This is a genomic window from Myxococcus sp. CA033 (genome assembly GCF_013336625.1).
Lineage (GTDB): Bacteria > Myxococcota > Myxococcia > Myxococcales > Myxococcaceae > Myxococcus > Myxococcus llanfairpwllgwyngyllgogerychwyrndrobwllllantysiliogogogochensis.
This window is the reverse complement of the sequence record NZ_JABUMU010000016.1, coordinates 41,892-57,132: the sequence shown is the minus strand read 5'-3', so window position 1 is coordinate 57,132 and position 15,241 is coordinate 41,892. Positions and strand designations below refer to the sequence as shown.

Genomic DNA, 15,241 nt, shown 5'->3' with positions numbered 1-15,241 from the left:
TCACGACGGAGCGAGACAGACAATGACGGCACGTCCTCGATGGAGCTCTGACGAGCTCGAGCAGGTGCGTGGCCTGGCGGCCACCTATTTCACCAAGGAAGTCCTCCCCAACGTCCCCAAGCACGTGGCCCAGGGCCACCCGGACAAGGCGCTCTACCGCCGGGCGGGCGAGCTGGGCCTTTTGTGCATGTCCATCCCCGAGGCGTACGGCGGCGGCGGTGGCACGTTCGCCCACGAGGCGGTGCTCACCGAGGAGCAGGTGCGCGCAGGAGACCCGACCATGGGCTTCGCCGTGCACTGCTCCATCGTCGCGCACTACGTGCTCGCCTACGCGTCCGAAGCCCAGAAGCAGAAGTGGCTGCCCCGGCTCGCCAGCGGCGAGTGGGTGGGCGCCATCGCGATGACGGAGCCCGGCGCCGGTTCCGACTTGCAGGCCATCTCCACCCGCGCCGTGCGTGAGGGAGACTTCTACCGCGTGAGCGGCTCCAAGACGTTCATCTCCAACGGCCGCGTGTGTGACTTCCTCATCATCGCGGTGCGCACCAGCGACGTGAAGGGCCATGCGGGCATCTCCCTGGTGTGCGCCGAGGTCTCCGACACCACGCCCGGCTTCGGGCGCGGCCGCATCCTCGAGAAGCTCGGCGGCCATGGCCAGGACACCACGGAGCTGTTCTTCGACGACCTGCGCGTACCCGCCGTCAACCTGCTCGGAGACGAGGAGGGCAAGGGCTTCGCGCAGCTCATGTCGCAGCTTCCCCAGGAGCGGCTGAGCACCGCCATCCTCGCGCAGGCGAGCATCGACCGGGCCGTGGACCTCACCGTCGAGTACACCAAGCAGCGCCAGGTGTTCGGTAAGCCGCTTTTCGCTCTGCAGAACACGCGCTTCGAACTGGCGGAATGCGCGACGTTGCGGAGGGTTGGCCGGGCGTTCCTCGACGAGTGCATCGAGCGGCACCTGGCGGGCGAACTGGACGTGGCGTCCGCGGCGATGGCCAAGTACTGGCTCACGGACCAGGCGTGTATCGTCGCGGACCGTTGCCTTCAGCTTTTCGGAGGGTATGGGTACATGAAGGAATACCCCATCGCCCACCTGTTCGCGGATACTCGCGTCATGCGCATCTTCGCCGGCGCCAACGAGGTCATGAAAGAGCTCGTCGCCCGTTCGCTGTAGCCCACTCCCACACCAAATCCCAAGGAGGCTCCCGGTGAGCCAGGAAGCATTCATCTTCGACGCGGTCCGTACTCCTCGCGGCAAGGGCAAGAAAGGCGCGCTGCACGGCACCAAGCCGCTGTCGCTGCTCGTCGGGCTGGTGGACGCGCTCAAGAAGCGCCACCCGAACCTGGACCCCAAGCGCATCGACGACGTGGTGCTCGGCATCGTCTCGCCCGTTGGAGACCAGGGCGCGGACATCGCCCGCACGCTGGTGCTCGCGGCGGGGCTGCCGGAGACGGTGGGCGGCGTGCAGCTCAACCGCTTCTGTGCCTCCGGCCTGACGGCGGTGAACATGGCCGCGCAGCAGGTGCGCTCGGGCTGGGAGCAGCTGGTCATCGCGGGCGGCGTGGAGAGCATGTCGCGCGTGCCCATGGGCTCCGACGGCGGCGCCTGGGCCATGGACCCGGCCACCAACTACGACACGTACTTCGTGCCGCAGGGCATCTCCGCGGACCTCATCGCGACGATTGAAGGCTTCACCCGCGAGGACGTGGACCGCTACGCCGCACAGTCGCAGGAGCGCGCCGCCAAGGCCTGGGCCGGCGGCTACTTCAAGAACTCCGTCATCCCCGTCACGGACCAGAACGGCCTCACCATCCTGGACCGCGACGAGCACATGCGGCCGGAGTCCACGGTGGCCTCGCTCGGCCAGCTCAACGCGTCCTTCGTCGGCATCGGTGAGATGGGCGGCTTCGACGCGGTGGCGCTGCAGAAGTACCACGAGGTGGAGCGCATCGAGCACGTGCACACCCCGGGCAACTCCTCCGGCATCGTGGACGGCGCGGCCCTGGTGCTCATCGGCTCGGAGAAGGTGGGCAAGGAGCTGGGCCTGACGCCGCGCGCGCGCATCGCCTCCGTGGCGACGTCCGGCGCGGACCCGACCATCATGCTCACCGGCCCCCTGCCGGCCACGCGCAAGCTGCTCGACCTGGCGGGCCTGTCCGTGAAGGACATCGACCTGTTCGAGCTCAACGAGGCGTTCGCCTCCGTCGTGCTCAAGTATCAGAAGGATTTGGGCATCCCGAGCGACAAGCTCAACGTCAACGGTGGCTCCATCGCCATGGGCCACCCGCTGGGCGCCACGGGCGCGATGATCCTCGGCACCATGGTGGACGAGCTGGAGCGCCGCAAGGCGCGCCGCGCCGTCATCACCCTGTGCGTCGGCGGTGGCATGGGCGTGGCCACCCTCATCGAGCGCGTCTGAACCCCCTTTGACTCACCTTTCGACAAGATTCGAGCGAACCCCATGAGCGAGCAGAACACCATCCGCTGGGACAAGGATGCCGACGGCATCGTCATCTTGACGCTGGATGACCCCAACCAGTCCGCCAACACCATGAACGCCGCGTACATGAAGTCCATGCGCGCGACGGTGGACCGGCTGGCCAGGGAGAAGGCCGACATCACCGGCGTCATCCTCACCTCCGCCAAAAAGACCTTCTTCGCCGGCGGCGACCTGAACGACTTGCAGCGCATCCGCAAGGAGGACGCGAAGCAGGCGTTCGAGTTCGGCCAGGAAATCAAGGCGCACCTGCGCACGCTGGAGACCCTGGGCAAGCCCGTGGTCGCCGCCATCAACGGCGCGGCGCTGGGCGGAGGGCTGGAGATTGCCCTGGCCTGTCACCGCCGCATCGTCGCGGACGTGAAGGGCGCGCAGGTGGGCCTGCCGGAAGTCACGCTGGGCCTGTTGCCCGGTGGCGGCGGCGTGGTGCGCACGGTGCGCATGCTGGGCATCGTGGACGCGCTGATGAAGGTGCTGCTCCAGGGCCAGCGCTACCGCCCGCAGGAGGCCAAGGAGGTGGGCCTGGTGCACGAGGTGGTGGACTCCGTGGAGGCGCTGCTGCCCGCGGCCAAGGCGTGGATCAAGGCAAACCCGACGGCGCAGCAGCCGTGGGACGCGAAGGGCTACAAGATTCCGGGCGGCACGCCGTCCAACCCCGGCCTCGCGGCGAACCTGCCCGCCTTCCCCGCCAACCTGCGCAAGCAGATCAAGGGCGCGAACATGCCCGCGCCGCGCGCCATCATGGCGGTGGCCGTCGAAGGCACGCAGGTGGACATCGACACCGCGTTCACCATCGAGTCGCGCTACTTCACCGAGCTGGCCACCGGCCAGGTCGCGAAGAACATGATTCAGGCGTTCTTCTTCGACATGCAGCACATCAACTCCGGTGGCGGCCGGCCCAAGGGCTACCCGCAGCACACGGCGAAGAAGGTCGGCATCCTCGGCGCCGGGATGATGGGCGCGGGCATCGCCTACGTCTGCGCCAAGGCGGGCATCGACGTGGTGCTCAAGGACGTGAGCCAGGAGTCCGCGGAGAAGGGCAAGCAGTACTCCGTGAAGCTCGTGGAGAAGGCCGTCCAGAAGGGCAAGTCCACCAAGGAGAAGGGCGACGCGCTCCTGGCGCGAATCACCCCGACGGCGGACCCCGCCGCGCTCAAGGGCTGCGACCTGGTCATCGAGGCCGTGTTCGAGGGCGTGGAGCTCAAGCACAAGGTCTTCCAGGAGGTGCAGGACGTCGTAGCCCCCGACGCGGTGCTGGCGTCCAACACGTCCACGCTCCCCATCACCCTGCTGGCGGAGGGCGTGAAGCGCACGGAGGACTTCGTGGGCATGCACTTCTTCTCCCCCGTGGACAAGATGCCGCTGCTGGAGCTCATCGCCGGCAAGAAGACGAGCGACGCGACGCTGGCGAAGGCCATCGACATCGCGGTGCAGATTGGCAAGACGCCCATCGTCGTCAACGACAGCCGGGGCTTCTTCACCAGCCGCGTCATCGGCACGTTCCTCAACGAGGCCATCGCCATGGTGGGCGAGGGCATCTCCCCGGCGTCGATTGAACAGGCGGGCCTGCAGGCGGGCTACCCCGCGGCGCCCCTGGCGCTGATGGACGAGCTCACGCTGACCCTGCCGCGCAAGATCCGCCTGGAGACGAAGGCGGCCGCGGAGGCCGCGGGCCAGACGTGGGTGGAGCACGGCAGCTACGCCGTGGTGGACGCGCTCATCGACAAGCACGGGCGCAAGGGCCGCTCCACCGGGTCGGGCTTCTACGACTACGTGGATGGCAAGCGCGCGAACCTGTGGCCGGGGCTCGCCCAGCACTACACGAAGCCGGGCCACACCATCCCCTTCGAGGACATGAAGGAGCGCATGCTGTTCGCGGAGGCCATCGACACGGTGCGCTGCTTCGATGAAGGCGTGCTGCGCTCGGCGGCGGACGCCAACATCGGCTCCATCCTGGGCATCGGCTTCCCGGCCTGGACGGGCGGCGTGGCCCAGTTCATCAACGGCTACGAGGGCCCCGCTGGCACGGGTCCGCGTGGCTTCATCACCCGCGCTCGCGAGCTCGCGCAGCGCTACGGGAAGCACTTCCTGCCGCCCGCGTCGCTGGTCGAAAAGGCCGAGCGGGGCGAGTTCCTGAAGTAGCCGCGCGAATCTCACGCAAGGAGAAGTCCCATGGCCCAGGGTTCCACCCGCCTCGCCGCTGTCCCGTCTTCGTTCGATGCGAAGGCGCTCGTCGAAAAGCAGCGTGCCCACTTTGAATCCCGCGTCACGCTCCCGCTCGCGTGGCGGCGGGCGCAGTTGGAGACCCTGGGCCAGACGGTGCGCAAGTACGAGGCGGAGATTCTCTCCGCCCTCAAGTCGGACCTGAACAAGAGCGCGGAGGAGGCGTATCTCACCGAGGTCGGCAGCATCTACGGGGAGATCAAGAGCGCGCTCAAGCACGTGAAGTCGTGGATGAAGCCCCGCAGGGGCTCGGCACCCATCGTCATCCAGCCGGCGCGGGCCTATCAGTACTCGGACCCGCTCGGCGTGACGCTGGTCATCGCGCCCTGGAACTACCCCTATCAACTGTCGATAGCGCCGCTCATCGGGGCGCTCGCCGCGGGCTGCACCGCCGTGCTCAAGCCCAGCGAGCTGGCCCCTGCCACGTCGAGCGTGCTCTCCCGGCTGCTGTCGGAGGCGTTTCCGGAAGAAGTCGTCGCCGTCGTGGAGGGGGACGCGGAGACCAGCCGCGCCCTGCTCGCGGAGCGGTGGGACCTCATCTTCTTCACCGGCGGCACCCAGGTGGGCCGCGTGGTGGCCGAAGCCGCGGCCAAACACCTGACGCCCACCGTCCTGGAGCTGGGCGGCAAGAGCCCCTGCATCGTGGACCGGAGCGCGGACCTGGAGGTCACCGCGCGCCGCATCGCCTGGGGCAAGTACCTCAACGCGGGCCAGACGTGCATCGCTCCGGACTACGTGCTCATCCCGCCCGAGCTCAAGGAGCGCTTCACCGCGCTGGTCCAGAAGGCCGTCACCGGCTTCTACGGCGCCGACGCGCGCACCAGCAATGACTACGGCCGCATCATCAACCCCCGGCACTTCGAGCGGGTCTCCGCGCTCGCGGGGCACGGGAAGGTGGTCTTCGGCGGCGAGCGCGAGGCGTCCTCACGCTTCTTCGCGCCCACCGTCATCACCGACGTCCCCCTGTCCAGTCCGCTGATGCAGGACGAGATTTTTGGTCCCCTCCTCCCGCTGGTGGACTGCCCGAGCATCGACGAGGCCATCCGCTTCGTGCGCTCACGGCCCAAGCCGCTCGCCCTCTACAGCTTCGCCAAGGACTCGGCCGTCAACGAGCGGGTCCTCACGGAGACGTCGAGCGGCGGCGCCGTGGTCAACGACGTCTGCGTCCACTTCGCGGCGGAGGGCCTGCCCTTCGGAGGCGTGGGAGAGTCCGGCCTGGGCGGCTACCACGGCCAGGCGAGCTTCGATGCCTTCAGCCACAAGAAAAGCGTCGTGAAGCGGCCCTTCCTGCTGGACCTGGCCATGCGCTACCCGCCGTACGTGGGCAAGCTCGGCCTCTTCAAGCGCCTGATGTAGCCACGGCCCCCCGGGGGTGTCCTCCCGGAGGGCCGCCGTGCTTCACCACTCACCCGTGACAGGCTGAAAGGCCCGTCACGGGTGAGTCGTTTTCAGAGCGTCTTCATGTACTCGATGAGGGCCCAGCGCTCGCTGTCGGTGAGCGACTGGGTGAAGTCGTGACCCTCGTTGCCGAGCCCGTACAGGTGCGAGTTGAAGATCATGCGGGAGCGAATCTGCTTCTGGGTGATGGGCGGCGGCGACTGGTACGCCAGCGAGTTGTAGTTGGCGACGACGTTCGCGATGTTGGCGAACAGCACGTCCAGCGTGGCCATCTCATGGCTGCACGGGATGAAGGGGTCATTGGCCGGGCGATCTCCACAGGCCAGCGCCGTCACCTTCCAGCCGAGCTTGTTGAAGTCGTAGGAGGCGTGGCTCGGGTCGAAGCCCGCGTTGGTGCCCAGGTTGTTGGTGGAGGTCTGCTGGCGCTTCCACACCTTGGGACGGTCCGACGGCTTCAGCACGTCCCAGAGGGTGGGCACGCTGGAGTTGTGGAAGTACGGGGCGGAGGCCCACGCACCGTAGAGCGGCGTGGCCACATAGCCGAACGGCTTGATCCACGCGTTGGGCCCCTCGGGCGAGTACACGGGCCCCATGCCGTTGTCATACGCGGCGCGCGGCACCCGGCGCAGGGCGCTGCTGATGGGGTCGTCGTAGAACGGGCCGTGGTTGGGGTGCTCGTCGTTGTAGGCGAGGAAGGACGTGTTCCACGCCCTGCGCTTGCGCTCGTCCGCCATCAAATCCTTGCGGGCCGGGTCCGTGCGGATGGTTTCAATGGGGGTGATGACGCCGGAGATGCCCTTGAGGCGCGGGTCGGGCAGGTACGCGGGGTTGACCGCGTAGCGCGGAGAGTAGACGCCGTGGCAGCTCGCACAGGAGCCATTGCCCGGAGTCTTCGGAATGGTGGCGTTGGCGCCATTGGCCCACAAGTCACGCTCGTGGAAGAGGACCGCGCCCTGCTCGGCCAGCGCGGTGTTGATGGCCTTCGGGTAGGCGGGGGGCGACATCGAGACGAAGAAGTTGTCGTTGTCCTCGAACTCGGCGGTCAGCGCGCGGCGCTCGGCCGCGTTGCGCCCCAGGTTGGCGACGGCGAACGCCATCTCCGAGCGGACGTTGTCGGACGTCAGCGCGCCATCCCAGAACTGGCGCGTCTTGAACGCGCGGTACCACCAGTTGGGAGCGCGGGACATGCCACCGGCATGGGTGGGGAAGTACTCGAGCAGGCTGGGCACCATCGCCAGCGAGTCCATGTCGAAGAGCGCGGGCAGCAGGTCGACGATGCCAATGGCGTCGCTCATGCCTCGGCCCACGCTCCAGGGCACGGGGGCAATCTGGAAGATGTTGCCCACCACGGTGGAGCGGAACATGTCGGACTGGATGAGGCCCGCGTCCAGGGCGTCGTTGGAGCGGCCCCACACGAAGCCCGCTTCCGACTCGGTGCCCAGCCGCGAGTCATGGCAGCCCGAGCAGGTGGAGGCGATGGCGCCCGTCCAGCGGCCGTTGGAGTCGCGCTCCTGCACCAGGCCGAGCGGGAGCTGACCGCTGCCGCCGTTGGTGAGGTTGGGGTTCTCCCAGGGCATCGGATAGGGATTGCGGAAGGGGGCCTTCGACATTCCGTAGCGCTTGATGACCTGCTCGTCGAAGTCCGAGGGGCGGAACAGATATCCCCACAGCGTGTACATGCCGTAGTACGCGGTCGCCGTCGAGAAGGGCTGGAAGTACGCCCGCGTCTCGATGTTCTTCTTTCCGCGGGCGACGCTCGCGCGGAACTCTCCACAGTTCGTCGGGTTTGGCGCCAGCGTCGTCACGAACGGCGGCGGCGGGTTGTGCAGGTCCACCCAGTACGCGTTGAACTGCACCGCGGCCCCCGGCTTGTTGATGCCCGGGACAACGAGGGTTCGGGGGTCCACCGGCAACGGCGTGGAATCCGGCTGACCCTGGCACGCCGACCCGAACGGAGAGCGGTTGGCCGTCACATCCAACAACGGCGGGTCCGCGGCCTCCGCCCGGGTGACGACCAGGGCCAGGAGCAAGGAACTCGAAAAAGCCCACTGACGACTTCGGTGCAGTCGCATGCGCGCAGCCCTCCACTACTTATTGGCACTCTGACAACAGCGCGATACTTAGGCCCCGGAGTGAAGGCGCACAATACGCAGCGCGTCAGCGAATCCGGGATTGGGGGGTTTTGGTGGGTTTTTCAGAGCAGACCTCGCCGCTTCCAGTCGTCGAGGTATCGCCCAAGCAACACACGGTCCAGCTTGCGGAACTCGATGCCCGCACCGGCGATGGCGGCGGAGGTGTTGCGCGCGTCGTAGACGGGCATGCCTTCGTAGACCTCCCAGCGTGTCGCGCCGCCGCCGTACACCTGCTCGTAGAGCATGGGCACCAGGGCGCACAGCGCGTTGTCCGCCAGGCGGCTGTCGCGCATCAACCGCTCCACCCACTCGTCGTAGGGCACGCGGCTCAGCGGATGACCGCACTCAGCCAGCAGGCCGAAGAAGTCATTCATCTCCACCGAGTCCTCCGGCGTGGGCGGGACGAGATGGAAGGCCTTGCCCACCGCTCCCTCACGGGCGGCGATGCCCAAGAGCGCGTGACTGACGAAGTCCACCGGGACGAACTCCTTTCGCTGACGCGGCAGGTCCGGGTAGCAGCCAATCTGGATGCAGCCCCGGATGAGCCGTCCCACGAAGTCATCCGCGTTGCCCGCCCCCGTGCGGCTGTCTCCCATGATGAATCCCGAACGATAGACATTCACGGGCAGACCCCGCTTCACGGCCTCCCAGACGCGCTTCTCCGTCACCCACTTGCTCGCCGCGTAGCCCAGGTCGTAGCGCAGACAGTCCAGGTGCGCGTCCAGTCCCTCTCCCTCGAGCAGCACCCGGGTGCCGTTGAAGTAGCCGGTGGGCCCGAAGACGGCGATGGTGGACACGTAGTGCACCGGCGTCGCGCCACCGAGCGCGGAGAGCCGCAGCACCTCCGTCGTCCCGTCCACGTTCGCCGCCACGTGCCCCTCATAGGGCTGCACGTAGTTCACGTGGGCCCCCACGTGGAAGACGACCTCGGAGCGCTCGGCGAGCGCCCGATACTCCAGCTCGCCCATTCCGAATCGGGGCATGCCCAGGTCTCCGAGCACCGGGAGGATGCGACTGGCGAAGCCCTCCTCCCAGAGCCCGTACTTCTCCAGGCTCCGCCGCAGCCGGGCCTGCCCCGTCGCCACGTCCCGCGCGCGCACCAGGCAGTCCACGCGCGCCCGGCTCGCCCGCAGCAGGTCCCGGAGCACGAAGGCGCCCAGGAACCCCGTGGCGCCCGTCAGGAAGACATGCTCCATCACCCGGAGCGGACGCGGTCGCTTGAGGCGCCGAGGCTCCGACGAAGGCCGGATGTCCTCCGGCAGCCGCGCATCCTCGCGCCAGGTCGCGGGTCCATCCGCGGCGCGAAGCCGGAGGTCTCCTCCCGCGAGCGACTGGCGCACGCCGTCCACGAAGCCTCCGAGCGTGCGAGCCTCGTGCAGCGCATACGCTGACAGCCCCACGCCGAACCGCTCGCGCAGGCGCATCGCCATGCGTCCCAGCAGCAACGAGTTGCCTCCCAGCCGCAGGAAGTCGTCGTCACTGGAGGCGCCCTCCACCCCGAGCAGCTCGGCCCAGATGGCTCCCACCTCCGCCTCGAGAGGATCCACGCGCGCTGTGTCGGTACGTGCGCGGGCCGCGGGCTCGACGCGAGGCAACGCGGAGCGGTCCACCTTGCCGTTCACCGTCACCGGCAGCCGCTCCAGCTCGACGATGCGCGAGGGCACCATCGGCTCGGACACCTTCGCCCGCATGGAGTCCTGGAGCTTCGCGACCAGCCCCTCCGTGGGCTCCTTGGGCACCACGAACGCCGCCAGCGACTTCTCCCCGTCCTCGCGCTCCTGGAGCGTCACCACCGCGTCCCAGAGCAGACCACTCTCCAACAGCGACCTGGAGACCTCCTCGAGCTCAATGCGATGCCCGCGAATCTTCACCTGGAAGTCGGCCCGCCCCAGGAAGTCGAGCGAGCCGTCCTCGCGCCAGCGCGCGAGGTCTCCCGTGCGGTACACGCGCACGTCCTCCCCGGGCACGAGTCCCGAGACGACCGGAAAGCGCTCGGCCGTCAGCTCGGGCCGATTCACATAACCCCGGGCCAAGCCTGACCCGGAGAGGCACAACTCCCCCGTCTCTCCCTTCGCCACGGGACGCAGGTCCTCGCCCAGGATGAAGACGTCCGTGCCACGAATGGGACGACCGATGGGAATGGCGCCGCCGAGCACGTCCCGCATCCGGATGTCATGCGCCGTCGCATACGTCGTGGACTCGGTGGGGCCATAGCCGTTGACAAGGTGGTCGGGCGGCGCGCACTCCAGCACCGCGCGGCAGAGCCGGGGGTTCGCCCGCTCTCCGCCCATCACCACGTAGCGCAGGCCCCGGAACGCATCCGGGCACGCCTGGGCAATCATGTTGAACAACGCCGTGCTGATATCCAGCACCGTCACTCCGGTGTCCCGCACCGCGTCGCGGAATGCGGCGGCATCCAGCACGCTCGCCCTGGACAGCACCACGAGCGCCGCCCCGTTGAGCAGCGCGCCCCAGATTTCGAACAGCGCCAGGTCGAACGCGTGGTTGGTGACCTGCGCGACACGGTCCTCCGGCGTGAAGCGCACATAATCGGTGTCGAGCACGAGCCGGTGGAGGCCACGCGCCAGGATTTCAATGCCCTTGGGGCGCCCGGTCGTTCCCGAGGTGTAGAGGACATACACCCGCCGCTCCGCGCCGCCACGAAGCGACTGGAAGGACTCTGGCTGGCTCGACACCCGCGCGCCGTCGCGCTCCAGGCACAGCCGCACCGCCGGGCCGCTCGCGCACCGGGCCTCGTCCGTCACCGTCTCGGTGAGCAGCACGCGGGCGCCACAGTCCTCCAGGATGTAGGAGATACGCTCCGGCGGGTGTTGCAAGTCGAGCGGCACATACGTCGCGCCCAGCTTGGCGATGGCCACGTGCGCGACGAGCGCCTCGATGCCCCGCTTCATTCCGACGGCGACCGGCGTCTCCTCGCCGACGCCCAGCGCCTGAAGCGCGTTCGCCAGACGGTTCGCGCGCCTGTCCAACTCTCCATACGTGACGCGCTTGACGCCCCAGTGGATGGCCATCGCCATCGGCCGGGCACGCACCTGCGCCTCCCACAAGTCAGCCAACCCCGCGTCTCGCGAAGACGCCTCGGCCCGAGGCGACTTCCCATCCTTCATCACCGCTGCATTTTCGGACATGACGAATTCTCCAGGAGGAGTGACAAACAAAGCCACACATGTGTCCATTGAGAATGAACCGACAAACAATGACTCGTCGCGACCCATTCCAGAGTCAATCCCAACCACCGAATCGATTGCGGGGCGGGTCCCCGCATTCACGCGGTGCTGCGGGCCACCCCGGGGACGGCGCACGGTCACCGGGCTCGGAGGCCGGGACCAGGACGCCACCTCACACGCCCGGTGGGGGCGGCTATCATCCGCCAGCGAGATATTCCGTGTTGCGGAATATCTGAAGTCCGTCGTATCAATGAGGTCACACCGCCCCCTCACCGGGGAAGACCTCCGTGCACCTCGACGCTCGCTCCTCGCCCCCTGTCCTCCCCTCGCTGGAAACCGGGTCCTCCCGGAGCGCCGACGCCGCGAGGCCTCCTTCCACCGGGAGCATCCCGTCGTGGCGGCGCTGGGTCTGGCTGCTCATCCTGCTGGGCCTGACGCCGGGAGCGGAGGCGAGCTCACGCTTCGAACTGGACGCGCCGTTCAACGTCGGGCTGGACCGCTCCTACGTCTTCTTCTCGCCCAATCGGATTCGCCGGGTGGGAGACCCGGAGCCCTCGCACCTGGTGTTCGAGGCCCAGGTCGCACCCAATCTCTTCCTGCCCCAGCTCCACATCGGCCACGCCACCCCCACGCTGGGTGAGTACATCCTGAGCGCGGTGGTGACGCCGAACATCCGGCTGCGCATGCTGGCGCAGGAGTCCAGCCCCGTCATTCCGCCGTCCTTCATGCCCAAGCTGACGCTCCAGGCGGCGCACTTGTGGAAGCCCTGGCTGGATGACCAGGGCAAACCCAGGCGAATGGCCTTGTCGTTCATCAACGTCTCGGTGGGGCATTACTCCAATGGCCAGGCGGGGTGCTTCTACGCCAACCAGAGCGAGGCCGAGGGAGGCTGCGCGTCCGTCGAGGGCGAGCTGCCACTCAATGAGACCAGCGGCGACTTCTCCACCAACTTCATCCGGCTGGAAGCCCAGTTCCGGCTCATCGAGAACATCGACCTGGCCCGTCGCTCCGCCTGGAGCTTCGGCGTGGGGGCCTTCATCGAACGCAATTCCTCACTCGCCTTCGGCGGCATCACCCCGGAGATGCGCGAAGTGTATGGCGATGGCCATGTCGGCTTTGGCCTCCTGGTGGAGCGGCTGTGGTTCGAGCACCGCTTCCGCGTGGAGGGCAACGTCAACGGCCCCTTTGGAGAGACACCTGGCCAGCGGTGGACCTTCAACGTGGAAGCCGCCGCCCTCCCCCGCTGGGGCGCGGGCTTCGGCGCGTTCGTCCGGTACGTGCACGGCCAGGACTACCTCAACATCCTCTTCCTGGAGCCGGTGAGCCTGGTCCAGTTCGGCCTCATCTTCGAGCTGGGCCCTGGCCTGCGCGCCAGGAGCGGCCCGTCCGGAGACCCGCTGGGTCCGACATGAGCACGCGGGGCGTCAATTCCTCCCACCTTGCCAGACCTACCCCCACGCTTGCCTTTGGCATTTATGTGTCCTGACAGCTCCTCAATCCCTGCATTCCGCGCCATGATGCCAACATCGCTGTCGGGGAGGCTCGCGATGTTCAACGTCATGCAGGTCGCAAGGCAGCTCAAGAGCGCGGTGCTGGCGGACCCTGAGCGCTTCTATACGAACGAGACGGGCGCCTGGGTGACGGGGCTTCCAACGCCACAAGAGATTCGCGTCAGCACCGGACGGGAGCCGTTCTGGATCAACCTGGGCTACTGGCGTGACGTAGAGCGGGTGGACGAGACGAACTGCGAGCGCGTGGGAGAGCTGTTCATGGCGGCCCAGGCGCAGATGGCGCACCTGCTCGCCCGCACGGCGCGGCTGGGCGAGCGCGACTCGGTGCTGGACTGCGGCTTCGGCTATGCGGACCAGGACATCCTCTGGGCGGAGACGTATCGCCCCGCGCGCATCGTCGGCGTCAACGTCACGCCCAAGCAGGTCGACATCGGACGGGAGCGCCTCAGGCTCACCGGGCTGGACGGCGTCGTGAAGCTGGAATTGGGCTCGGCGACGCAGCTGCCCTTCGGCGCGGGCGAGTTCGACGTCGTCTTCGCCCTGGAGTCCGCGATGCACTTCCGGACGCGCGGCGACTTCCTGCGCGAGGCATTCCGGGTGCTGCGCCCGGGGGGCCGGCTGGTGATGGCGGACATGTGTCAGAAGACGGACCGCGAGTCGGGCGCGGGGCTGCGTCGCCGCCTGCGTCACCGCTACTGGCGGGGCCGGATTGCCTTTCCCGAGGCCAACGTCTGGACGACGCAGCGCTATGTCTCCGAGCTGCGACACGCGGGCTTCCAGCTGGCCCGGTTGGACTCCATCGCGTCGGATGTCTACCCGGCGGTCAACACCGCGCTGGCCGCGCTGCGAGGGATGACGGCCGCCGAGCGACAGCCCGGCAGTGTCACCGTCGCCAAGGTCCGCGAGGACGTGCGGCGCGCGCGGCAGATGGAGTTCGAGCAACTCCAATGGCTCACGCTGTTCAACTGCGACGAGTACGCGGTGGTCTACGCGGAGAAGCCCTGAGCCGAGCATGTCGGCCGCCGCCGTCCGGAATCGAGTGACTCCGGACGGTGTGGCCGCGCTCCGACCCGACGTCCGTCAGACGAACGAGGCGACGTAGAAGTGCGTCGGCAGGTGGACGACGAGCGCGGTGTGAATCTCGCCGCATACCGCCAGGCCCTCTCGCGGGAAGATTCCCGGGGGCGCCTCCGCGAAGCGGATGGAGGAGCGACCGCTGTCGAAGATGGTGGCCGCCGCGGTGAAGTCCCCGACGATGACCTGCCCGGGGTCCACCATGCGCGCCCGAGCGATGCGCACGCCCATGCTCGTCAGGTCCGCCAGCAGTCCGCCGCGTCCCACGAAGTACCGGTAGTAGTCCGCGGGGTTGACGAGGATTCCGTCGGCGCTGCCGCCCATCTGCTCGACCCTGTCACACGCGGCCAGCAGCGAGGAGACAGGGTCCGAGCGTGCGGGGAGGCGGGCAATCCCCGGCGTCTCCAGGAGCCCGCGCACGCGGTCTCCTCCGCGTCCGCGAGCGAGGGCCTGGTTCTCCGCCGTGCACAGCCGCACCAGCAGCCGGAAGTCGATGAAGGTCGCCAGCGTCTCCGGGTCGTCGAGCAGCGCCGGGGGCACTTGAATCCAGGCCGTCGTCGGCTTGAGCGTCGCCAGGTCCGTGTGGAACTCGAAGGCGGCCTCGGGGCGCAGACCCACGTCCTCCACCGCCACCGTCGGCGCTGTCTGGGGAGGCGTCTCGTGCCAGTACTTCACCTTGGCGCCGTCCGCCTTCGCGACCTTGAACAGGGCACGCACCGCGATGCGCGGCCGTCGCTTGAAGCCCGGGAAGGCCTCGGTGATGGTGTGAGAGAAATCCACCGAGGCCTTCGCGCCCTGCGTGACGACCGCCTGGGCGAAGAGCTTTCCGGGGGAGAGAACGGGCTGTTCCACTGTCTCGTTCGCGCTCATGTCGACCTCGGGCCTACTCGCCCCAGTCCTCCTCTACCTCGGGCGCCTCTTCGAGCCGCAGTGGGTTGAGGCCCACCACCTCCAGCTCGCCGTCACACCCCGAGCACGTAAGGACTTCGCCCTGCACACGGCCCTCACCATCGATGGGCTGAGAACACGTGGGACACAGAGCCTGCCCGGTCGCTTCCGACTGCTTCGTCAGTGCATGCATGCCCTTGCTCCTTCTTCAACCGCCGTCGCTGTCGCTGACGGCAACGGGTTCATGGGGCGCGATGTTTCACACCCTCCCTGAGTCCCAGGCGCGTGCAGTCTGGGAGCCTTCTCCGCCCTCGTCAAGACAAGCCACGAAA

At 68.0% G+C, this 15,241-nt stretch carries 10 protein-coding genes; 6 read left to right on the top strand and 4 right to left on the bottom strand.

Annotated features, from left to right (window positions below):
- Window positions 1–22 precede the first annotated feature (22 nt).
- Genes HUA78_RS29835 through HUA78_RS29820 form a run of 4 tightly spaced genes read left to right on the top strand, consistent with a single transcriptional unit; the run spans window position 23 to window position 6,074 of the window.
- On the top strand, window positions 23–1,171 hold the full coding sequence (locus HUA78_RS29835; protein ID WP_174455653.1) for an acyl-CoA dehydrogenase family protein: 1,149 nt from the start codon (window positions 23–25) through the stop codon (window positions 1,169–1,171).
- A 34-nt stretch (window positions 1,172–1,205) separates the two neighbouring features.
- Entirely contained in the window at window positions 1,206–2,417 is a 1,212-nt protein-coding gene (locus tag HUA78_RS29830) for an acetyl-CoA C-acetyltransferase (RefSeq protein ID WP_141644963.1), read from the top strand.
- 42 nt (window positions 2,418–2,459) lie between these two features.
- Window positions 2,460–4,637: a 3-hydroxyacyl-CoA dehydrogenase NAD-binding domain-containing protein gene (locus HUA78_RS29825; RefSeq protein ID WP_174455654.1), complete on the top strand. Its 2,178-nt coding sequence runs from the start codon at window positions 2,460–2,462 to the stop codon at window positions 4,635–4,637.
- A 30-nt stretch (window positions 4,638–4,667) separates the two neighbouring features.
- Window positions 4,668–6,074, top strand: coding sequence for an aldehyde dehydrogenase family protein (locus tag HUA78_RS29820; RefSeq protein WP_174477695.1), 1,407 nt, complete (start codon window positions 4,668–4,670; stop codon window positions 6,072–6,074).
- A 92-nt stretch (window positions 6,075–6,166) separates the two neighbouring features.
- On the opposite strand, the gene HUA78_RS29815 is transcribed toward HUA78_RS29820, so the two are convergent.
- A complete protein-coding gene (locus tag HUA78_RS29815) occupies window positions 6,167–8,188 on the bottom strand; it encodes a hypothetical protein (RefSeq protein ID WP_174463596.1) in 2,022 nt (673 codons plus the stop codon).
- 122 nt (window positions 8,189–8,310) lie between these two features.
- Window positions 8,311–11,397, bottom strand: coding sequence for an amino acid adenylation domain-containing protein (locus HUA78_RS29810; RefSeq protein WP_174477694.1), 3,087 nt, complete (start codon window positions 11,395–11,397; stop codon window positions 8,311–8,313).
- A 326-nt stretch (window positions 11,398–11,723) separates the two neighbouring features.
- Here HUA78_RS29810 and HUA78_RS29805 point away from each other — a divergent pair, with 326 nt between their 5' ends.
- Window positions 11,724–12,848 carry a hypothetical protein gene (locus HUA78_RS29805; protein WP_371745689.1) on the top strand — a complete coding sequence of 375 codons (1,125 nt, stop codon included), beginning with the start codon at window positions 11,724–11,726 and terminating at the stop codon, window positions 12,846–12,848.
- A 102-nt stretch (window positions 12,849–12,950) separates the two neighbouring features.
- Window positions 12,951–13,952, top strand: a complete 1,002-nt coding sequence (locus HUA78_RS29800; RefSeq protein WP_254614740.1) for a cyclopropane-fatty-acyl-phospholipid synthase family protein — start codon at window positions 12,951–12,953, stop codon at window positions 13,950–13,952.
- Window positions 13,953–14,027: 75 nt separating this feature from the next.
- Here HUA78_RS29800 and HUA78_RS29795 read toward each other — a convergent pair whose 3' ends face one another.
- Entirely contained in the window at window positions 14,028–14,891 is an 864-nt protein-coding gene (locus HUA78_RS29795) for a family 3 encapsulin nanocompartment shell protein (RefSeq protein WP_174463595.1), read from the bottom strand.
- Window positions 14,892–14,904: 13 nt separating this feature from the next.
- Window positions 14,905–15,102 (bottom strand): lysine biosynthesis protein LysW, encoded by a 198-nt coding sequence (gene lysW / locus HUA78_RS29790; protein ID WP_141644957.1) that lies wholly within the window; start codon window positions 15,100–15,102, stop codon window positions 14,905–14,907.
- Between the last annotated feature and the right edge of the window lie 139 nt (window positions 15,103–15,241).